General features: G+C 70.3%; 12 protein-coding genes. 6 read left to right on the top strand and 6 right to left on the bottom strand.

Going from position 1 to position 21,435, the window contains the following annotated elements; translation table 11 throughout:
* Positions 1 to 104: 104 nt before the first annotated feature.
* The 5 genes from J2X63_RS06730 to J2X63_RS06750 all read right to left on the bottom strand — a co-directional run bounded on the left by J2X63_RS06730 (position 105) and on the right by J2X63_RS06750 (position 9,779).
* Complete coding sequence (locus tag J2X63_RS06730; RefSeq protein WP_309975388.1) at positions 105 to 4,469, bottom strand: endo-alpha-N-acetylgalactosaminidase family protein; 4,365 nt, start codon at positions 4,467 to 4,469, stop codon at positions 105 to 107.
* A gap of 61 nt (positions 4,470 to 4,530) precedes the next feature.
* Complete coding sequence (locus J2X63_RS06735; RefSeq protein WP_309975390.1) at positions 4,531 to 6,462, bottom strand: beta-galactosidase; 1,932 nt, start codon at positions 6,460 to 6,462, stop codon at positions 4,531 to 4,533.
* The gene (locus J2X63_RS06740) at positions 6,459 to 7,370 is read right to left on the bottom strand and encodes a carbohydrate ABC transporter permease (protein WP_309975392.1); all 912 of its coding nucleotides are present in this window, start codon (positions 7,368 to 7,370) and stop codon (positions 6,459 to 6,461) included. The genes J2X63_RS06735 and J2X63_RS06740 overlap by 4 nt, the downstream gene beginning before the upstream one ends.
* Positions 7,367 to 8,407, bottom strand: coding sequence for a sugar ABC transporter permease (locus tag J2X63_RS06745; RefSeq protein ID WP_309975394.1), 1,041 nt, complete (start codon positions 8,405 to 8,407; stop codon positions 7,367 to 7,369). The genes J2X63_RS06740 and J2X63_RS06745 overlap by 4 nt, the downstream gene beginning before the upstream one ends.
* Before the next feature lie 85 nt (positions 8,408 to 8,492).
* A complete protein-coding gene (locus tag J2X63_RS06750) occupies positions 8,493 to 9,779 on the bottom strand; it encodes an extracellular solute-binding protein (protein ID WP_309975396.1) in 1,287 nt (428 codons plus the stop codon).
* Positions 9,780 to 9,986: 207 nt separating this feature from the next.
* On the opposite strand from J2X63_RS06750, the gene J2X63_RS06755 reads away from it, so the two are divergent.
* Positions 9,987 to 11,057, top strand: a complete 1,071-nt coding sequence (locus J2X63_RS06755; RefSeq protein ID WP_309975398.1) for a LacI family DNA-binding transcriptional regulator — start codon at positions 9,987 to 9,989, stop codon at positions 11,055 to 11,057.
* Positions 11,058 to 11,275: 218 nt separating this feature from the next.
* Here the strand turns inward: J2X63_RS06755 and J2X63_RS06760 are convergent, their stop codons facing one another.
* Positions 11,276 to 12,661, bottom strand: a complete 1,386-nt coding sequence (locus J2X63_RS06760; protein ID WP_309975400.1) for a glycine--tRNA ligase — start codon at positions 12,659 to 12,661, stop codon at positions 11,276 to 11,278.
* A 174-nt stretch (positions 12,662 to 12,835) separates the two neighbouring features.
* On the opposite strand from J2X63_RS06760, the gene J2X63_RS06765 reads away from it, so the two are divergent.
* From J2X63_RS06765 to J2X63_RS06785, 5 genes are all read left to right on the top strand, one after another.
* The gene (locus J2X63_RS06765; RefSeq protein ID WP_309975402.1) at positions 12,836 to 14,137 is read left to right on the top strand and encodes an alpha/beta hydrolase-fold protein; all 1,302 of its coding nucleotides are present in this window, start codon (positions 12,836 to 12,838) and stop codon (positions 14,135 to 14,137) included.
* Positions 14,134 to 16,689, top strand: coding sequence for a phosphatidylglycerol lysyltransferase domain-containing protein (locus J2X63_RS06770; RefSeq protein ID WP_309975404.1), 2,556 nt, complete (start codon positions 14,134 to 14,136; stop codon positions 16,687 to 16,689). The genes J2X63_RS06765 and J2X63_RS06770 overlap by 4 nt, the downstream gene beginning before the upstream one ends.
* 124 nt (positions 16,690 to 16,813) lie before the next feature.
* On the top strand, positions 16,814 to 17,017 hold the full coding sequence (gene tatA / locus J2X63_RS06775; protein WP_309975406.1) for a twin-arginine translocase TatA/TatE family subunit: 204 nt from the start codon (positions 16,814 to 16,816) through the stop codon (positions 17,015 to 17,017).
* 281 nt (positions 17,018 to 17,298) lie between these two features.
* Complete coding sequence (locus J2X63_RS06780) at positions 17,299 to 18,468, top strand: TIM barrel protein (RefSeq protein WP_309975408.1); 1,170 nt, start codon at positions 17,299 to 17,301, stop codon at positions 18,466 to 18,468.
* A gap of 81 nt (positions 18,469 to 18,549) precedes the next feature.
* Complete coding sequence (locus J2X63_RS06785) at positions 18,550 to 21,330, top strand: PQQ-dependent sugar dehydrogenase (RefSeq protein WP_309975410.1); 2,781 nt, start codon at positions 18,550 to 18,552, stop codon at positions 21,328 to 21,330.
* Positions 21,331 to 21,435: the final 105 nt, after the last annotated feature.

Raw genomic sequence — 21,435 nt, forward strand, 5'->3', positions numbered from 1 at the left:
GGCATTCCGAGACCCCTCCCGGCAGGCGGATGCCCCCGCGGTGAGGATCGCGGGGGCATCCGGGGTGTTCGCGCCGGGGCGGCCGCCCGTCCCTGCGCGAACGGTCATTCGGTGCCGAAGAACTCCAGCTCGGCGACGGAGGCCCACGGCCGGCCGTTGTGCGAGCTCGTCGCGACGAGCTTGACGAAGCCCGCCGTGATCGGCGCGTCGAACATGACCGGCTGCGGGGCGGTCCCGGCGCCGAGTTCGCCCGTGGCCACCGGCGAACCCCAGTCGGACCCATCGGCACTCACGTAGACCTCGTAGCCCTTGATCCGTCCGTTGGGCTCCGAGCCCGGGCGCTGCTGGATCGAGATGCCGCGCAACTCGTGCGACCCGCCGAGGTCCACCGAGACGTGGTGCGGATACGCCGGGGAGTCGTTGAGCCACTCGCTGTGCCAGCAGGTCGACGAGTCGCCGTCGATGACGTTGGCGGCCGCGCCGTCCTCGCCCTCGAGCTCCTCGGAGTCGACGTCGACGACCGACATCGCTCCCTTCGGCAGCGGCGTCGGGGCGGCCTGGCGGGTGCCCCACACGTTGAGCTCGTTGGCGCCCGCGAACGCGGCCCCGTTGATCGCGCTGAGCCCGACGAGCTTCACGTACCGCGCTTCCGTCGCCTCGAACGACAGGTGCTGCACCTCGGTGGTGCTCGCGAACTCGCCGGCCTTCACCGGGGTGCCCCAGCTGCTGCCGTCGGCGCTCAGGTACAGCTCGTACCGCTTGATGGAGCCGTTGCCGCGCCGCACCTGGTAGTCGAACCCGTCGACGGCGTAGCTGTCGCCGAGGTCGAGCGCGATCCAGTGCGGGTAGGGCGTGTCGGGGTTCACCTGCGACCAGGCCGAGTGCCACATGGTCGCCGCGTTGCCGTCGATCGCCGCCAGCGGGCTGCCGTCGCCGGTGCCCGGCTCGCTGTCGCTGACGCCCGCGATCGAGAGCCGCGACTGCGGGATCAGCCCCGCGGGAAGGGTCGGCACGGCGACGGATGCCTCGACGGAACGCGTCCCGTCGGCCACCGCGTATCCCGCCGCGGCCGAGAGGTCGTACGTGCCCTGCTCGATGTCCGCGGGTGCCGAGACCCGCCACGTGGTCTTGACGGTGGCGCCGGGCGCGACCGACTCGAACCCGGCGGCACCGACCGGCGCGACCGTCCACCCGTCGGGCGCCGCGAGCGTGGTCTCGACCCCGGTCGCGGCCTCCCCCTCGTGGTTCGTGAAGCTGGTGGTGAACGTGTTCGCCTCGCCAGGGACGAGTCCGCTCGCCGGCGCCGCGAGCGTGAGCCGGGCGCACGCGCCCGGGGTCTCGGCCTCGCCCAGGTCGACGATGCGGAGGTCGTCGAGGATGAGGTCGGCGCCGGTGCCGCCGACCGCGTTCCGGCGGATGCCGATGAACGGGTCGCCGCACGCGGGGGCGTCGAACTCGTGCGCGAACTCGGTCGTCTCGTGCACGGCGCCGAACTCGGCAGCGGTGAGGTCCACGGTCTTCGACGCCCCGTCGGCGGCCTGGTCGACGCCCGCCACGAAGGAGTACGCACCCGCCACGCCGCTCTGGTAGTCGAACGAGACGCGGTAGCGGTGCCCCGCCTCGAACGGCACGGTGTACTCGGACGTGCGGTAGACCAGCCCGCGGTTCTCCTCGTGCGCCATGAGCGAGAAGTCGCCGTCGAGCACCATGTCGAACGCCCGGCCGTTCCAGCCCTGCTGCGTGTACGGCTCGTTGCGCTTGGCGATGTGGGTGCGCGGGTCGGTCGATCCGCCGGCGTCGCCCTTGAAGAACGGCCCCCAGCCCTGGTCGACCTGTTCGAAGTCCTCGTCGACGAGCACGCCGTCGCCCGGGACCGGGTCGTCGGTCGCGACCACGCGCACGTTGTCGACGCGCACCGCGGCATCGCCGTCGCCCGCGGCGATCGTGACCGTCGGTCGGGTGTTCCCGGTGACCGTGACGTAGGCGCGCAGCCGCTGCAGGTTGGTTCCGTGCCACGGGTCGGATGCCACGAGGTTGGCCGCACCCGAGCTGTCGACGCTCGTCGCGGCATCCTCGCCGGCATCTCCGCGCACGTCGACCGAGATGGTCGTCGCACGCGTCGCCCCAGAGGCGATGCCGATGTCGGCCGAGACGGCGTAGGTGCCGGGCTGGAGCTCGCCGAGGCGCTGGCTGATCGATGCCGCGCCCGCGCCGAGCACCGCCGCTCGGCGGCCGAGGTCGTCGCGTTCGATCGTGGCCGCGCCGTCGGGGTTCCACGCGCCCAGGTCGGTCGCGTTGAAGCCGGGATCGACCACGGGCGTGCCCTGGCCGAACGACGCCTTCTGGGGCAGCACGGAGGCGGTGGTGGCCTTCTTCCCGGCGACGAGCACGTACGGCAGGCCGGCCGCGGCGTCGATGGTCACGGCGCCGTCGACGACCGGGAGGTCGGCGACCTTGGTGCGTCCGGCGTCGCCGAGCGAGAAGAGCTGCAGGCTGCTCGCCTCGGCGAAGTCGCCCGTGAGGTGCCAGGTGGTCTGCCCGCCCGCGGGGTTGAAGTGGTACAGCTTGTCGGCGTCCTTGCCCGGCTTCGACGACCACGGCAGCAGGTAGGCGCCGCCGCGCAGCACCTCGGTGCCGTCGACCGTGATCGACCGGTCCTCGGCGCTGGTGCCGCTGACGCTCACCCCGTCCTCGAGGTCGATGCGGTCAGCCGTCCACCTCAGGATCTCGTGGTGCTGCAGGAACTTGGTCGGCACGTTGGCGACCCACACGTTCTCGAGGAACGCCGGGAAGTCGTTCTGCCCGGTCCAGCCTTCGAACTCGACGATGTGGCTCGTGCCGAGCCTGGCGTCGGGGTTCCAGACGTCGGCCTGCGTGTTGTTCACGAACCGCAGGATCTGCGAGTTCACGCCCTTGTTCGTCGCGCCGCCGTAGTTCTCGTCGTTGGCCCAGTGCGACCACGTGTTGTTCTCGGACAGCTTGTCGGCCCACTCGGAGCCGACACGGAATCCGTGGTCCACGAGCGAGTCCTGCAGGCGCTGCGCGAGCCAGCCGTACTGGTAGTAGACGTCGATGTACGCGAAGTCGAGGTTGTCGTCGGTCGCGTCGGCCAGTTCGCCGATGCGCCGGTCGAGCTCACCCGAGACCACGTCGTAGCGCTGGTCCATGTAGTACGACTGGTCGAGCCAGTTCCAGCCCTTGGCCTTCTCGTCGGCGAGCTCGTCGCTGAACGCGTTCGCCTCGGGGTAGATCTCGGTCGCATTCAGGTGCACGCCGAACGAGGCGTTCCACTTCTTCCCCGCCTTCACGGCCGCGTTCAGCTCGTCGAGTCCCCCGGCGCGCTCGTTGAAGTTGTCGCCGTAGTCGGTGTTGGCCGAGTCGTGGCCCTCGCTCGTGAACCCCTTGAGCATGGCGACCTGGCCGAGTCCGTCGGTGTTCAGCGCGATGCGCTTCACGTCGTCGAGGGTGTGCAGGAACGGATGCGTCGCCTGCGACGCGAAGTTGAAGGGGATGTGCGTGATGACGTTCTCGGGGGTCTGGTCGCCCTTGTTGGGGGCGACGCGGATCTCCCGCATCGCGATCGCGCCGTCCTGCCAGTCGACGAGGTCGTCGTCGTTGGCGTCGGCCGTGATCGCCACCTTGACCCAGGGCAGCTCCTCGGTGACATCCGACCGCGCCGCCCGGTAGAGCCAGGGACCGCTCGCGATGCCGACCTCGACCCCGCCGTCGCCGTCGGAGACGGCCTGCCGCCAGAAGTTGCCGGCGTCCTTCGAGCTCGGCCCCGACGAGTCGTCGTAGAGCGCGTTCGTCGCGAAGGCCGCGGCGAGCTCGCCGGTGTTCGCGATGATCGCGTTGGATCCCCTGGGAGCCGCGTCGACCGCCGTCTCGGGTGTGACGGGCAGGAAGACGTCGCCCGACACATTGCGGTCGACCGAGAGGTTCGCCGCCGCGACCGCCGCGCCGGCCTCGGTCGACGAGACCGTGACGAGTCGATGATCGGGGATCTGGAGCGTCTTCACGACGCCGTCGGGGTCGACGATCCTCGTCACCCCGATCGTGACGACGTTGCCCTCGACCGAGAGCCGCACCTCGATCGACACGCCCTCGAGGCCCGTCGGCGTCAGCACGTACTCGGCGGCGCCGTCGCCGTCGGCGCGCGAGACGACGTCGACCGGCTGCGAGGTGCCGTTGATCGTCACCGTCGAGATCGTGACGTCGTTGCCGTGCATGACCGAGCCGGAGTCGCGGTCGGTGTACGTCGCCACCTGGGGGAACGCGGCGTCGGCCGTGACCGCGAGGTCGCTGCTGCGCAGGCCGAAGGAGGCGCCCGGCGCAGGGGTCGTGAACAGGTCGGCCGTGGCCGGTGCCGCGACGGCCGGCGTCGCCGCAAGCGGCACGAGCACTCCGCCGGCGACCGCGCACGCGAGTCCGAGTCGCCAGAGGCGGCCCGGGGGGCGTGATGAAGGCATCTTCGTCTCCATTCCCGCGTCGAAGCGACGCGTCCAGTTCGACCTGCGCCGACGGCGCAGTTCAGTCGAAGGTCTCGATGTACTCCTGCTCCGGTCCGAGCTCGGCCCGCTCGCGCAGCTCGACGGCATCGCCGAGTCGCTCGAGCTCGAGCACGGTGATGGTGTTCTCGCCGGCACGCAGGAGCGGGGCGGGCACGTAGTAGGTCGCCTGCGGCCCGATCTCCCAGTAGCGGCCCAGGAGGAACCCGTTGACCCAGGCGAACCCCTTGCCGAAGCCGGGGAACGCCAGGAACGTGTCGGCGGGCTCGTCGATCACGAGGGTCGCGGTCGCCAGTCCGGCGGATGCGTCGGCACCCGTGTCGGCGTGCTCGCCGGCGCCGACGCCCCCACCCATCGCCGATTCAGGCGAACGCCCGCTCGTCAGGACGGAATCCCCGAGGTCGTCCTGAGCCGGATGCGACATCCTGCGCTCGTCACGTCGCGCGAGCTGTGCGAGCTCCTGCTCGCCCCACTCGTCGAGCGGGAGCGCGCGGGTCGACCAGCGCTGCACGAGCCGGCGATCGAGCTGCACCCCGCCGAGGATGCCCTTGCCCTCGCCGAGCAGCGGCCCGTAGTTGATGCGGCCCTGGTTCTCGACGAGGAGCTCGAGCTCGACGGCGGCGCCTTCGCCCGGGATCCGCACGCCGGCGGCCGCCTGCTCGGCGTCGAGCACGGCGACGCGGATGCCGTCGACGAACACGGTCGCGCGGTCCCGCAGCCCCCGCACAGTGAGCAGGGCCCCACCGCGCGGCACGATCGGCCGAGACCGGTAGAGGGCGAGCCCGGCGTCGAGGCCGAGCTCCTCGAAGGTCGGCGGATGCGCCGCGTGCACCTCGTCCCCCCCGCGCCGCAGCGCATGCAGGAGTCCGGCGAGGGGCACGACCGCCAGGGACGCGGCCGGGAGGACCGGCGGAGTCGGGGGCGCGGCGGGCGGCAGGGCGCCGGTCTCGCGCACGAGCACGTCGCGGATGCGGCGGAACTTCTCGGTGATCGCACCGTTCTCGGCGACCGGTGCGTGCGAGTCGTAGCTCGTCTGCGTGGGCTGCAGGCGCGCGCCGTCGTGGTTCGCGCCCGACCAGAGGCCGAAGTTGGTGCCCCCGTGCGCCATGTAGAGGCTGAGCGAGCCGCCCGCGGCGAGGATGTCCGAGACGACCGCCGCCGAGCCCTCGGGCGTGCGCACGTGATGCGGATCGCCCCAGTGGTCGAACCATCCGTTCCAGAGCTCGGCGCACACGAAGGGCTCGCCGGCGCGACGATCGCGCAGCAGCGCCGCTGCACGCGGAGCCTGCGAGCCGAAGGTCGCCGTCGCGAGCACGCCCGGAACGCTTCCGCCGTCCTGCATGAGGTCGGTCGGGCCGTCGGCCGTGTAGATCAGCTCGGTCACGCCGCCCGCGACGAGGCGGTCGTGCAGCCACGAGAGGTAGTCGGCGTCGTCGCCGTAGCTGCCGAACTCGTTCTCGAGCTGCACGGCCACGACGGGCCCGCCGCTCGACGCCTGCAGTGGTGCGAGGCGCGGGAGCAGCTGGTCGAACCAGGTGCTCACCGCGGCGAGGTAGGCCGGATCGCTCGACCGCAGCCGCATGCCGGGCGCACCCGACAGCCAGGCGGGGAAGCCGCCGTTGTCCCACTCGGCGCAGATGTACGGGCCAGGACGCACGATCGCGTCGAGGCCGACCTCGGCCGCGATCTCGAGGAAGCGCGCGAGGTCGCGCCATCCGGTCCAGTCGAGCTCGCCGCGGCGCCGCTCGTGGAAGTTCCACGCGATGTAGGTGTCGACGGTGTTCAGGCCGAGCGCGGCAAGCCGCTCGAGCCGATCGCGCCAGAGGTCGGGGTGCACCCGGAAGTAGTGGACCGAGCCCGAGAGGATGCGGTGGGGACGGCCGTGACGGAGGAAGCCGCCGTCGACGACGGTCAGGGCGCTCGTCGGGGTGGCTTCGACGATCGTCTCGCTCACTTCACCGCCCCCGCCGTGAGGCCCGCGCGCCAGAACCGCTGCAGGCCGAGGAAGGCGATGATGAGCGGCACGACCGACAGCAGGGCCGCGACGACCACGGTGCCGGCGGGCACCTGGCCGTTGCTGCCGGCCCAGGTGACGAGGCCGACGGTGACCGGCTGCAGGGAGCTGTCGTTCAGCACCATCAGCGGGAGCAGGAAGTTGTTCCAGACCTCGACGAACTGGAACAGGAAGATCGTCACGAGCGCCGGCGACATGATTCGCACGCCGATCGAGAAGAAGATGCGGAACTCCCCCGCGCCGTCGATTCGGCCGGCCTCGATGAGCTCGTCGGGCACCGATTGGGCGGCGAAGACCCGTGCGAGGTACACGCCGAAGGGGCTCACCACACTCGGCAGCAGCACCGCGAGCGGGTTGTTGAGCAGCCCGACCTGGTTGAACATCAGGAACAGCGGCAGGGTGAACATCACCTTCGGGATGAGGACGGCGGCCAGGATGACGCCGAAGACGACCCCGCGCCCGCGGAACTCGTACTTCGCCAGGGCGTACCCCGCCAGGGCGGACAGCAGCGTGCCGACGATCGCCGAGACGCCCGCGTAGAACACGCTGTTGAGCATCCACCGGCCGAAGATGCCGTCGGCCGAGCCGAACACGAGCGCGATGTTGTCGAACAGGCCGAAGCCGTCGAACCAGAGGCCCGGCTCCGAGAACTGGCGGCCGGCCGGCTTCGTCGCGGCGACCACGAGCCACCAGATCGGCACGATGAAGTAGAGCGCCGAGAGGCCGAGCAGCGCGAACACGCCGAGCCTGGACGCGAGGTTCGCGTCGCGGTCCGAGCTGCGCTGGCGCGAGGCATCCTGATCCGTCCGGGGCGGCCGATCGGCCGACACCAGGGTCGGAGCGGTCATCGTTCGCCTCGATTCGTGAGCTTGAAGAACGTGAACGAGATCACGCCCACGACGAGGGCGAGCACGACCGACTGCGCCGCCGCATACGGGTAGTTCTGTGCTGTCACCTGCGCCTGGGCCGCCATGAGCGGGGTGAACGTGTTGCTGATGGCGCCGCCCGAGATGGCCTTCAGCACGGTCGGCTCGTTGTAGAGCTGCGCCGAGCCGATGATCGAGAAGACGGTGGTGAGCACCAGCGCCGGTCGCACCATGGGGATCTTGATGCTCCACGCGATGCGCATCGGCCCGGCACCGTCGAGGCGGGCGGCCTCGATCGTCTCGGCGGGGATGGTCTGCAGCGAGGAGTAGATGATGAGCATGTTGTAGCCCGTCCATCCCCACGTCACGATGTTCGCGATCGACCAGAGCACGAGCTCGGGCGCGAAGAACGGGATGGAGGCGCCGAAGGTGTTCTCGAGGAAGGTGTTGATCGGGCTCGTCACCGGCGAGTAGAGGAACGACCACATCACCGCGGCGATGACCCCCGGCACGGCGTAGGGCAGGAACGCGGCGAGCCGGAAGAAGCCCTTGCCCCGGGCGGAGCGGGAGTCGAGCAGGAGTGCGAGCCCGAGCGCGATGCCGAGCATGAGCGGCACCTGGACGAGGCCGAAGAGCGCGACCCGCCCGAACGAGGCGAGGAACTCGCCGTCGCCGAGCAGCCGGGTGTAGTTCGCGATCGGCGTGAACTCGAGCGTCGGCGCCTCGAGACCGAGGCCGGAGCGCTGCAGCGTGAACAGGCTCTGCACGAAGGCGAATGCGATCGGCACGAGGTACATCGCCACGAAGAGCACGCCGAACGGCAGCAGGAAGAGCATCGGCGTGCGCCAGCGGCCTGCGCCCCGCCCGCGAGCCGCGCCGCCGGGGGCCGCGCCGCCCGGTGTCACGCCGCCGGGCGTCGCAACGCTGGGCGACGCACCACGGCGGCGGGCGCTCCCGGGCGGGCGGGTCCGGTACCCGGTGTCGGCGGTCGTGACCGCCCGTGTGGATGTGGTGACCATGTCGTCCTGCGCTGGGTGGGATGGTGGCGGTTCGTGCGGGCCGGAGCGGCGAGGTCGTCGCCCCGGCCCGGGAGGATCGTGGAGGCTACTCCGAGACCGAGAGGCCCTGCGCCTCGAGGGCGTCGACGGTCTGCTGCTGGGTTCCGGTCAGCGCATCGGCGAACGTGCCCTGGCCCGACCAGGCCTTACCGAGCCCGTCGTCGAGGAAGCCGACCGCCTCGGGCATGTTCGGACCCCAGGTCCAGCCGGTGGTCACGTGCGGGGAGGCCTCGGCGAACACGTCGAAGATCACCTGGTCGCCGAAGTACGGGTCGGGCTCCGTCAGCGCCGGCAGGTCGAGCAGGTCGGTCGCGGCCGGGTAGAGCGCGGCGGCTTCGACGAGACCCGAGTACGCGTCGGCATCCGTGCTCATCCAGTGCGCGAAGTCCCACGCCGCCGCCGGGTCGTCGCAGCCCTCGAGCACGGCCGTCGCCGAGCCGCCGACGTTGCCGACCTTGTCGTCGCCGGCGTTCCACTGCGGCATCGGGGCGACCGCCCACTTGCCGGCGCCGTCTGCGGCGCTGCCCTTCAGGACGCCGGCGATCCAGACCGCGCCGACGTGGGTCGCGATGGAGCCGTCACCGAGGCCGGTGTACCAGGACTGGTCCCACATCGGGGCGGGGCTGATGAGGCCGGCGTCGGTGAGGCCCTGCCAGTAGGCGGCGACCTCCTGACCCGCGTCGGAGTCGATCGAGACGTTCCAGCTGTCGCCGTCGACCGCGAACCAGGGCGCCTCGGCCTGCCAGTCGAACCCGGCGTAGTCGTAGTTCAGGTAACTCGCCGAGAGGTACTTGCCCGCAGCCTTGAGCTGCTCGCCGGCGGCCTGGTACTCGGACCACGTGGTCGGCACGGCGATGCCGAGGGAGTCGAACACCTCCTTGTTGTAGAACAGGGCCATCGGACCCTGGTCGACGGGAGCGCCGTAGACCGCGTCGCCGATGCTCACGGCCGACCACGTCGCCGGCGTGAACTCGCCCTCGCTGTCGGCGGCGAACTCCGCCACGTCCTCGAGGGCGCCCTGCGCCGCGAAGCTCGTGAGCGTCTCGTACCCGACCTGCGCGAGGCACGGCGCGTTGCCGGCGGTGACCGCGTTGAGCATCTTGTCGTAGCCGCCCTGGCTGCCCGGGGAGACCTCCTCGTAGGTGACGACGACGTCGTCCTGGGCGGCGTTGTACGCGTCGACCGCATCGGCGTAACCGGGGGCCCAGCCCCAGAACGTGACCTCGGACGGGCCGGTGTCCGCCGACCCGGCGGCACCGGAGCATCCGGCGAGTGCCAGGCCGATGCCCAGGGCACCGGTGATCCCCACGGTGCGCATGACTGTCTTCTTCACTGCTGCCTCTCCTTTGAATGAGCGCGGAATGCGTCGTGCAACGAACCAGGCCCGGCGCGGTCTCGGGTGCAGAGGCTGCGGGGCGCGTTCCGATGGTGCCACACCTTGTTAGCGATAACAAGTCCGGCTTGCCAAGATTTCCGCGCCAACATCAATGGTGAATGGCGATAACATGTTTCCGCTAGCACCGCGAGAGGAGGCATCGACATGTCCAACACCCGTCGACTCGACGCGACCGGTCGCGAGCGCACTCCGAGCATGGCCGACGTCGCGGCGCACGCGGCGGTCTCGGCGCAAACGGTCTCCCGCGTGCTCAGCGGCCACCCCAACGTGCAGCCCGCGACCCGGGCCCGCGTCCTGGCGTCGGTCGACGTGCTCGGCTACCGCATGAACAGCGCGGCGCGCGCCCTCTCCTCGGGTCGCACCCGCACGATCGGCGTGGTCGTGCTGCCGACCATCGACTACTCGGGGTCGGCCGTCACCCACGGCGTCGAATCGGCCGCCCGCCGCGCCGGCTACGCCGTGAACATCTCGACCGCGAGCTCACCCGATCCGGCCGCGATCGCCGCGGCGATGACCCGTCTCGAGCAGCAGTCGGTCGAGGGCATCGTGCTCGTCGTCCCCGTTCCCACCGGCACCGACGCCGTCGAGGCCATCGCCCGCCGCATCCCGACCGTGACCATCGACGGTTCGCGAACGGACTCGAGCGAGGTCGTCGCCATCGACCAGTTCGAGGTCGGCCGCCTCGCGACCGAGCACCTGCTCGAGCTCGGCCATCCCACCGTCTGGCACGTCGCCGGCCCCGACGAATGGCTCGACTCGACGGGTCGTACCGCCGGATGGCGGTCGGCGCTCGACGCGGCCGGCCGCGATGCGCCGCCCCTGCTGCACGGCGACTGGTCACCCGAATCCGGATACCAGGCCGGCCTGCTGCTCGGCCGCATCCCCGAGGCCACCGCCGTGTTCGTCGCGAGCGACGAGATGGCGTTCGGCGTCATCCGCGCCCTGCACGAACTCGGCCGGCGGGTGCCCGAGGACCTCTCGGTCGTCGGCGTCGACGACATCGCGCTGGCCGCGTACTGCAGCCCCGCGCTCACCACGGTGGCGCAGCCGTTCGGCGAGATCGCGGCGCTCGCGGTCGAGCACCTGCTCCGCCGCATCGACGACCCGACGGCGGCACCGACGTCGACCGACGTCGCCGCCCAGCTGGTGGTCCGCGCGAGCACGGCCCGGTACTCGGGCGCTGCCGCAGAGGCCGGCGAGTCCGCACCGCGATAGCGTCGCCGAGCCGGGCCGATGGTCCGGGCCCGCCTGTCCGCGCCGACCTCCACCTCCAGCAGGCTCGATTCAGGCATTCGGCCGCGATTCAGGCACTGATCGCGACGTCCGTCCTGAATAGCGCCCGTTCGCCTGAGCAGCCCTCGAGCGGATGCCGCGCGAGCGGAGCGGGCGCGAACGCGCGTCCGGCGCGAGCCGGCGACCTGCGACGGCGCGGGCTACGCGCCGATCAGGCGCGACGCGAGGTAGCCCTCGAGCTCGGCGATCGGCACGCGCTCCTGGCCCATGGTGTCGCGGTCGCGCACGGTGACGGCGTTGTCGTCGAGCGAGTCGAAGTCGACCGTGACGCAGTAGGGGGTGCCGATCTCGTCCTGGCGTCGGTAGCGGCGGCCGATCGCCCCGGCGTCGTCGAAGTCGACGTTCCAGTGCTGGCGCAGTGACGCGGCGACCTCGCGGGCGAGGGGCGAGAGGCGCTCGTTGCGGCTGAGCGGGAGCACCGCGGCCTTGACGGGAGCGAGGCGCGGGTCGAGCCTGAGCACGGTGCGGGAGTCGGTGCCGCCCTTCGCGTTCGGCACCTCCTCGACGTGGTACGCGTCGACGAGGAACGCCATGAGCGAGCGGGTGAGGCCCGCCGCGGGCTCGATCACGTAGGGGGTCCAGCGCTCGTTCTTCGACTGGTCGAAGTACGACAGGTCCTTGCCGGAGTGCTCGGAGTGCGTCGACAGGTCGAAGTCCGTGCGGTTCGCGACGCCCTCGAGCTCGCCCCACTCGCCACCGGTGAAGCCGAAGCGGTACTCGATGTCGATCGTGCGCTTCGAGTAGTGCGAGAGCTTCTCCTTGGGGTGCTCGAAGAGCCGGAGGTTCTCGGGGTCGACCCCGAGGTCGATGTACCAGTTCCACCGGTAGTCGACCCAGTACTGGAACCACTCGTCGTCGGTGCCGGGCTCGACGAAGAACTCGAGCTCCATCTGCTCGAACTCGCGCGTGCGGAAGATGAAGTTGCCGGGCGTGATCTCGTTGCGGAACGACTTGCCGATCTGGCCGATGCCGAACGGGGGCTTCATGCGCGCGGCCTGCAGCACGTTGGCGAAGTTCGTGAAGATGCCCTGCGCGGTCTCGGGGCGCAGGTAGTGCAAGCCGGACTCGTCCTGCACGGGGCCGAGGTAGGTCTGCAGCATCATGTTGAAGTCGCGGGGCGGGGTCCACTGGCCGCGGGTGCCGCAGTTCGGGCAGACGATGTCGCCCATGCCGTTCTCTGGCACGCGGCCCTTCTTCTCCTCGAACGCCTCGAGCAGGTGGTCTTCGCGGAACCGCTTGTGGCAGTGCAGGCACTCGACGAGCGGGTCGGTGAACACGCCGACGTGACCGGATGCCACCCACACCTGCTTGGGCAGGATGACGCTCGAGTCGAGGCCGACGACGTCGTCGCGGCGCGTGACCATGTAGCGCCACCACTGGCGCTTGATGTTCTCCTTCAGCTCGACGCCGAGGGGCCCGTAGTCCCATGCGGATCGCGAACCGCCGTAGATCTCGCCGGCTTGGAAGACGAAGCCCCGGTGCTGGGCGAGGGCGATGACGGATTCGAGACGGCTGGGTGCGGCCACGGTGGCTCCAATGGTCGGTGATTCGGGCGAGCGCCCGGGAACGAGAACGGTGCCTCCATCCTACGGGCGCGGCCCTGCCGCATCCGCGTCGACCGGATGCAGCGGGGCACCCGCGTGGGCCGCCGTGCCGGGGCTACGCTGTGGCGCAACCGACCGCGGGCGGAGGGGGCGTGGATGTGGGATCTCGTGCTCCGCATCAACGTGATCGAGGGGCCGTTCCTCATCACGTGGTACGTGCTGGCCGCGGCGATGTTCCTCTACCTCCTCGGCCGCGGACCCGGCTGGTCGTGGGTGCTGACGGTGATCGTGCTCCTCATCGTGGGTGCCATCGTCGGCGCCGGGGCGCTGTGGACCGCGGTGAACGTGCTCGATGTGGTCGGCGGCCCGGTGAACGAGGCGACCTGGTGGTGGGTCTCGGGGGCGTTCGCCGCGTGCACGCTCGCGATCTGGAACCTCTGGTACTCGCGGTGGTGGCGCAAGCTCATCGCGCTGCTCGCGATCCCGGTGTTCGCCATCACGGCGCTGCTCGGCATCAACGCGTCGTACGGCCTGAACCGCACGCTCGGCTCGCTGATGGGCGTCTCGACGGCGGGCGTGATCGACCTCGACGATCCTGAGGCGACCCCGAGCCCCGACCCGGTGGAGCCGATCGCGAGCACCTGGGTGCCGCCGGCGGACATGCCGGAGGCCGGACGCATCGGCACCCCGGCCGGTGGCATCCCGAACACGAATTCGGGCTTCGACGCGCGACCGCCGCAGCTCTACCTGCCGCCGGCGGCGCTCGTCGACGACGCCCCGGGCCTGCCGCTCGTGATCATGATGATGGGACAGCCGGGCGATCCCGACGCCTCATTCATCGGCCAGGTGCTCGACGAGTACGCGGCGAAGAACAACGGGCTGGCGCCGATCGCGCTCGTCGTCGACCAGCTGGGCGATCCGGCCGAGGACCCGCTCTGCCTCGACACCGACCTCGGCAAGGTGGAGACGTACGTCATGCAGGACGTGCTGCCGTGGGCGAGGCAGCACCTCGACGTGCTGCAGGGTGCGAAGTACACGACGGTCGCCGGCTACTCCAACGGCGGCGGCTGCGCGGCGTACTTCGGCGCGAAGTACCCCGAGGCCTTCGGCAACGTGCTCGCCGTCTCGCCGGTGGAGTACGCGGGCGCCGAGCGCCCCGACGAGGTGCTCACCTCGATCTTCCGCGGCGACCAGGCCGCGTACGACGCGGTGAAGCCCGCGAACATCATGGCCTCGAAGGCGCCGTACCCCGACACGACCGCCGTCTTCACGGTCGGCGCGAACGACGGCACCTTCGCCCCCGGCGCGCAGCGATTGGCGGATGCCGCGACGGCGGCCGGCATGGCGACCACCTTCGTCAGCCTGCCCGACGCCGACCACGGCGTCAGCGGGCTCCTCGGCGGGCTGGACTCGGGCTTCGAGGTGCTGTACCCACGACTCGGATTGGCGGTGCCGTGACCGGGACTTCTCACGACTCGACGGACGTCGAGCCGGCAGGACGCCTGCGCTCCACGGGCGAGGCGATCGCCGCGTTCATCCGTCGCGTGCCCTTCAGCATCGCGCTCGCGGTGGTGCTGGTCGTCACGGCGATCGCGACGGGGACGGCCACGGGACCGGCGACGGATGCCACGGCGCAGGCGTGGGCGGCGGGCGTGACCACGACGCTCGACGGCGGGCGGTGGTGGACGGTCGCGACCGCGCTGGTCATCCCGTTCGACCCGTTCCAGCTGGTCTTCGGCGTGATCGCGTCGATCGTGCTGCTCGGGGTGGCGGAGCGCAGGATGGGCACCTGGCGCGCGATCGTCGCGTTCGCCGTGACGGGCGTCGTGGGCGTCGCACTGGGCACCTGCCTGCAGTGGGTCGGCTCCCTCGCCGGGGAGTGGTGGGCGGCCGGCACCGCGGCCGACCTGACGCTCGATCCGCTGGCGGGCATCGTCGGCGCACTCATCACGGCGACCGCGTTCATGGGGGTGCTCTGGCGTCGGCGCATCCGCATCGTGACGTTCTCCGCGATCCTCGTGTTCGTGCTCTACGACGGGGACTCGTCGAACGCGTACCGGCTGATCGCGGCCGTCGCCGGGCTGTTCCTCGGCGCACTGCTCACCGGCGACGCGTCGACGCTGCGGGCACGGCGCAGCTCGCACGCCGAGACCCGGACCCTCGTGGCGGCCGTGGTGGCGGTGACGGCGATCGGCCCGGTCGTCGCATTCGTGAACCGCAGCGACCTGACCCCGTTCGCGTTCGGCTCCTACCTCTTCGACGACGGCGCCGTCGACCTCGACGCCGTGATCTCGCAGTGCACCGTGACGACGGCGGAGGCGGCCGATGCGTGCGTGCGGCAGCTCGCGATCCTCAGCGCACAGGGCCCCGGCATGTTCGTGCTGTCGTTCGTGCCCGTGCTGCTCCTCCTCCTGGCCGCCTGGGGGCTGCACAACGGCCGGCGCTTCGCGTGGTGGCTGGCCATCGCGGTGAACGCGGCGATCATCGTCTTCGCGCGCACGGCGCTCGATGTCACGGTCACGACGGCCGACGTCGAGGACGGGACCTGGACGGTGTTCGACCTCGGCGAGCTCGTCGTCTGGGCCCTCGCGGTGCTCGCCCTGCCGGTCGGCATCATCGTGATGCTCGTCGTGACCCGGCGGCACTTCCGGATCCGCGCGCCACGCGCGGCCGTCGCCCGGTTCGTGGTGACGGTCGGCGCGACGTTCCTGTCGCTCGCCGTCGTCTACTACGTGGTCGGGTTGATCACCATCGACGAGTACTGGCCGGCGGCGTCACCGGCAGACCTGCTCATCGACACGGTGAAGCGCTTCGTGCCGCCCCACTTCCTCGCCGTGGTCGACCCCATCGTGCTCCCGGGGCACGACCTCACGAGCGTGCTCTACCAGGCGGTCGGCCCCGTCTTCTGGGCCGTGTTCCTCGTCGCCGCGGTGATCCTGATGCGCCAGGCCGACGCCGAGATGGGCTTCGCCGACCGTCTCCGCGCTCGGGCGCTCATCCGCCGTCACGGCGGCGGAACGCTCGGCTTCATGGCGACGTGGCCCGGCAACCTCTACTGGTTCGGCGACGACCGGCAGTCGGTGGTGGCCTATCGCGTGATCAACGGCGTCGCGATCACGACCTCCGACCCGATCTGCGCAGCGGATGCCGCGGGGCGGGTGGTTCGCGAGTTCGCCGCGTTCTGCGACGCGAACAGCTGGGTACCCGTCTTCTACAGCGTGCATCCTCGGGTGCTGCCCGTGTTCGAGGAGCTGGGCTGGCAGCACATGTCGGTGGGCGAGGAGACGCTCGTGCGCACCACCGGGCTCGAACTGACGGGCAAGCCGTGGCAGAAGGTGCGGCAGGCCCTGAACCGCGGCATCAAGGAGGGCATGACCACGGTGTGGACCACGTGGGATGCCCTCCCGCTCGCCACGGTCGCGCAGGTGAACGCGATCTCCGAGGAGTGGGTCTCCGAGAAGGAGCTGCCCGAGATGGGGTTCACCCTCGGCGGGATGGCCGAGCTGAAGGATCCCGACGTGCGCCTGATGCTGGCTATGGCTCCCGACGGGCGCGTGCAGGCCATCACCAGCTGGCTGCCGGTGTACCGCGACGGCGAGGTCGTCGGCTGGACCATCGACTTCATGCGCCGGTCCGACGACAGCATGAACGGGATCATGGAGTTCCTGATCGCGTCGGCGGCGCTGCACATGAAGGACATCGGTGCGGAGGTGCTGAGTCTGTCGGGCGCCCCGCTCGCATCGAAGCCGTTGGCGCCGGGCGAGATGGCACCCGACCCGACGGGGATGACCCGCCTCCTGGAGTTCCTCGCCCGCACGCTCGAGCCGGCCTACGGCTTCTCATCGCTGTTCCGATTCAAGGCCAAGTTCAACCCCGACTACGAGACCATCTCGATGGCGTATCCCGACCCGCTCGCGCTGCCTGCGATCGGCGTCGCCATCGGCAGGGCGTACCTGCCCGAGGTGTCGCCGAAGGAGGCACTGGCGCTCGCGCGCACCCTCGCGAAGTAGGCCACTAATTCACGCGAATCGACCGAAGCTCTGGTCTCGACGGTCGACTTCTGACATGCGTTGTGATTAGTCTGGCGAGAGTCAAGGGCGCCGAAGGCGTCCAGCCTGCACTCATGGAGGAAACATGTTCGCGAACCTCAACGGCTGGCACGCCGTCATCGTCATCGCCATCATCCTGCTGCTCTTCGGCGCTCCCAAGATTCCCCAACTGGCGCGGTCACTGGGTCAGTCGATGCGCATCCTGAAGACCGAGATCCGCGACGACGGCAGCGCCCCATCCTCCGACACGCCCGTCGCGAGTGCCGCGGACGAGCGCGCGGCCAAGTGATCCGCCTGACCTGATCAGGCATTTTTCAACGATTCAGACTTATGACGGACAACTGACTAAAGATTAATGTCGCGCTCCCGGCTTTCGCTTGACCTATTTGCAATTTGTGCCGTAGCGTTCGAGAGAAGCGCGCGGGGGGGCTCCGCCTCCACGCGGGCTGGGAGCGCGAAGACCGGTGTGAACCAGGCCTTCGCGCGCCCGTTCCGAGACTCGGTCCCGGTGCGACGCGACGTGGCGTCGGGTCAGGTCTCGACACACCCCTCTTCATGCAAAGGAGCATCATGGACGATCTGATCGATCGCGACGACAACCCCGAGCTCGGCCGCAAGCTCGGCCTCTCGCGGCGGCAGCTGCTCGCCGCGACGACGGGCATGGCCGCAGCCGCCGCGCTCGGCGCCGCCGCGTTCGGCGGTGGCCCCGCCCACGCCGCCACCCGCGGCGCCGCCGCAGCCGCAGCCGCTGGTGCGGTGAAAGCCGGAGGCAACGGCGTGCTGCTGCCTCCCGGCAAGCGCGGCATCATCCTCTACACCGTTCGGGATGCCATCTCGCGCGACCCGAACACGACCGACCTCGCGTCGGGCTTCAAGGAGGTCTTCCAGGAGCTGTCCCGGATCGGGTACAAGCAGATCGAGTTCGCCGGCTACGGCCAGCATGCCAACGCCGAGGGCGGGAACGTCAACAACGTCGCCGGCGCCCAGCTGCTGCGCACCTGGCTCGACGACAACGGACTCGAGGCCGAGGGCAACCACGGCTCGATCCCGTCGACGATCAGCGATGCCACCATCGCGCAGTTCGACGCGCAGTGCGAGGTCGCGAACATCCTCGGCTTCGGGCATATCGGCACGGGCAGCGACCCGACCGGCAGCGCCTACGTCGCCGACTGGGAACTCGCCGCCGAGCGGTGGAACTTCTTCGGCGAGCGCGCGGCGTCGCACGGGCTCAAGCTGTACACGCACAACCACGACATCGCGTACAGCTTCCTCCTCGACAGCGGACCGCTCGACGCGCTCGGTCGCCCGACGCGCTCGAGCGGCGTCCGTCGCCTGGAGCACTTCCTCGCGAACACCGATCCGAGCTACGTCTACCTCGAGATGGACATCTTCTGGGCTCACGTCGCGCAGTACAAGCACCGCAGCTTCACCGCGCCCGACGGCACCGTCGTCGAGAGCATCTTCGACCCCGCCGGGGTCGTATCGGCGCAGACCACCCGGTTCCCGCTGTTCCACACCAAGGACGGCAAGGTCAACACCGCGACGCCGAACGGCTACGACATGGTGCCGTTCGGACAGGGAGACATCGACTACACGACGTTCTTCCAGCGCATCGGCGCCAAGGGCTACCACAACTCGATGTGGGAGCAGGACACGGCGCCCGGCGGCAACGCCAACCCCGGCCAGTCACTGCAGTTCGCACAGGTCGCCTACGACGGCATGGCCGCGCTGCGCGGTTAGTCGTACCACTGCCCCGGGCCAGGCCGTAACCCGGCCCGGGGCATTCCCATATCCATGCACCCCTCTTCCAAGGAGACATCCATGTCCAAATCCAGAATCCGCCTGGGCGCGCTCGTGCTCAGCGGGCTCCTGGCGGTGACCTCGCTCAGCCTGAGCGCCGGAGCCGCCTCCGCCCACGATGGCGAGGACCACGGCGACGAGGTCGCCGCCACCACCTGGGCCAACTACGAGAAGGTCACGCTGACGAAGGACGTCGGCGAGCCGATCGACATGGCCGTGCTGCCCGACTCCCGCGTGCTCCACACCACCCGCGGCGGCCAGGTGCGCCTCACCGACCCCGCCCAGGGCACGACGACGGTGGTCAACACGATCGACGTCTACGCCAACTCGGAGGACGGCCTGCAGACGATCACCCTCGATCCCGACTTCGAGGAGAACGGCTGGGTCTACCTGTACTACGCCCCCCGGACCATGACGGCGCCCTACCCGGCGACCACGCCGACCGGTTCAGCGCCCAACAGCCTGCCGGCCGGCGCCGACGCGAGCTACTGGGACCAGTGGAAGGGCTACAACCAGCTCAGCCGGTTCAAGTGGAACTTCGAGACGAGCTCGCTCGACCTGTCGACCGAGCAGGCCATCATCAAGGTCGAGGTGCAGCGCGGCCAGTGCTGTCACGTGGCCGGTGACGTCGCGTTCGACAAGGACGGCAACGTGCTCCTCGCCACGGGCGACAACACCCCGGCGAGCGCACCCGGCGCGAGCGGCTACGCCCCGATGAACGACCGCGCCGGGTTCAACCCCGGCTTCGACTCCCGTCGCGGCGCCGGAAACTCGAACGACCTGCGCGGCAAGATCCTGCGCATCGACGTGCACGACGACGGCTCGTACACCATCCCGGCGGGCAACCTGTTCGCACCGGGAACGACCGGCGCACGTCCCGAGATCTTCGTGATGGGCGTTCGCAACCCGTTCCGGATCGACTACGACCCGGTGACGTCGGCGCTGACGTGGGGCGACTACGGCCCCGACGCGGGAACCGCCAACGATCAGCGCGGCCCGATGGGCTATGTCGAGTGGCAGTCCACGACGGTGCCGCTGAACGGCGGCTGGCCGTACTGCCACGGTCCGAACGCGAACTACAGCAACTGGGACTACGAGACCCTCACGGTGCGCGGCTGGTACGACTGCGCCGGCACGCTCGTGAACCCCTCGCCCTACAACACGGGCCTCCAGCAGCTGCCGTCGGCCACCGCACCGCAGATCTGGTACGGCGACCAGCCGACCCACCAGCCATGGACCGAGTTCGGCAGCGGCGGCCAGGCGCCGATGGGCGGCCCGACCTACCGCTACGACGAGGAGAACACCTCGGCGACCAAGTTCCCCTCCTACTGGAGCGGCAAGCCGATCATGGCCGAGTTCTCGCGCGACCGGATCTTCGTGTTCGACCAGGAGGACCCCGACGGCGAGGTGACGAAGATCCAGGAGTTCCTGCCGAACTCCGCCCTCACCGCGGCGGGCATGCCCGTGTGGGACAACGTGATGGACCTCGAGTTCGGCCCCGACGGCTCGCTCTACGTCCTCGACTACGGCGACGGCTTCTTCCGGCCGAACCCGGACGCCGGCCTCTACCGCGTCGACTACACCGTGGGCACGAAGGGTCCCCGCGCCGACCTCACCGCGTCGGTCACGTCGGGCCACGGCCCGCTCGAGGTCGACTTCTCGGCGGCGGGCAGCACCCACCCCGACGACCTCGCACTCAGCTTCGCGTGGGACCTCGAGGGCACGGGCACGTTCACCGAGGGACCCGCCGAGATCAGCCACACCTACACGCAAGACGGTCAGTACACGGCTCGCGTGCGGGTGACCGACAGCGGCGGACGCGTGAACCTGACCTCGGTCGTGATCACCGTCGGCAACACGGCTCCGATCGTGGAGATCGTCACCCCTGAGAACGGCTCGTTCACCGACTGGGGCGACCAGGTCGCCTTCGAGGTGAAGGTCACCGACCCCGAGGAGACGATCGACTGCAGCCGGGTGCTGTGGAGCTACGGCCTCGGCCACGACAACACCCACGCCCACCCGCTCTTCACGGGCACCGGATGCACCGCCACCATCGAGACGCAGTCCGAGGCGGGGCACGGCGAGACCGAGAACATCTACGGTGTGATCGGCGCGTCGTACACCGACGCCGGCACTGCGACCGCCCCGGCCCTGCTGGGCGACGCGGTGACGCTGCTCAACCCGCGCGAACTGCAGGCGGAGCACGCCGACGCCACGAGCGGCGGCACGCAGATCGTCGACGACACGACGGCGCACGGCGTGCGCAAGGTCATCTCGTTCGACGCGGGCGACTGGCTGGCATACGACCCGGTGAACCTCATCGGCATCACCGGCGTCGAGGCTCGCGCCATCGGCACGGGCACGCTGTCGCTGCACTGGGGTGCGCCCGACGCCGAGCCGTTCCTGACCATCGACGTCGCGAACACGAGCGGCGGCTGGCAGGAGGTCTCCTCGCCGCTCGTGAGCGTGCCCGAGGGCACGGATCGGGTCTACGTGACCAGCACCGGTGGAGTGGAGCTCGACCAGCTGGCGTTCACGACGTCGACGGACGACATCCGTGACCTGCTCGCGGCACTCAAGGCCGACCAGCGCATCACGCAGGGCGTGAAGGCGTCCTTCGGCGACACGCTGGCGGAGGCCGACGCGGCGCTGGCCGCCGGGGACACGACGACGGCGATCAGCAAGCTGCAGTTCATCGTCGACAAGGCTCCGACGCGAATCCGCACCGACGCCGACGCGGCGGCCCTCGTGATCCGTGGGGCCGAGGCGGTGATCGCCGACATCCAGCAGCGACTCCCGTAGGGCGCCACGATCCGGAAGCCCCGGTTCGCCGACAGGCGGACCGGGGCTTTCCGCATGTCTCGACGACCCCGACGCAGGCGAGACCACGCAGGCGAGCCGACGCGG

The sequence above is a fragment of the Agromyces sp. 3263 genome, assembly GCF_031456545.1.
Lineage (GTDB): Bacteria > Actinomycetota > Actinomycetes > Actinomycetales > Microbacteriaceae > Agromyces.

Bases quoted from the DNA above. Each gene is read 5' to 3' on its own strand.
- J2X63_RS06730 (WP_309975388.1), bottom strand. From the start codon at position 4,469: ATGCCTTCATCACGCCCCCCGGGCCGCCTCTGGCGACTCGGACTCGCG.
- J2X63_RS06740 (WP_309975392.1), bottom strand. From the start codon at position 7,370: ATGACCGCTCCGACCCTGGTGTCGGCCGATCGGCCGCCCCGGACGGAT.
- J2X63_RS06745 (WP_309975394.1), bottom strand. From the start codon at position 8,407: ATGGTCACCACATCCACACGGGCGGTCACGACCGCCGACACCGGGTAC.
- J2X63_RS06755 (WP_309975398.1), top strand. From the start codon at position 9,987: ATGTCCAACACCCGTCGACTCGACGCGACCGGTCGCGAGCGCACTCCG.
- J2X63_RS06765 (WP_309975402.1), top strand. From the start codon at position 12,836: ATGTGGGATCTCGTGCTCCGCATCAACGTGATCGAGGGGCCGTTCCTC.
- tatA (WP_309975406.1), top strand. From the start codon at position 16,814: ATGTTCGCGAACCTCAACGGCTGGCACGCCGTCATCGTCATCGCCATC.
- J2X63_RS06780 (WP_309975408.1), top strand. From the start codon at position 17,299: ATGGACGATCTGATCGATCGCGACGACAACCCCGAGCTCGGCCGCAAG.
- J2X63_RS06785 (WP_309975410.1), top strand. From the start codon at position 18,550: ATGTCCAAATCCAGAATCCGCCTGGGCGCGCTCGTGCTCAGCGGGCTC.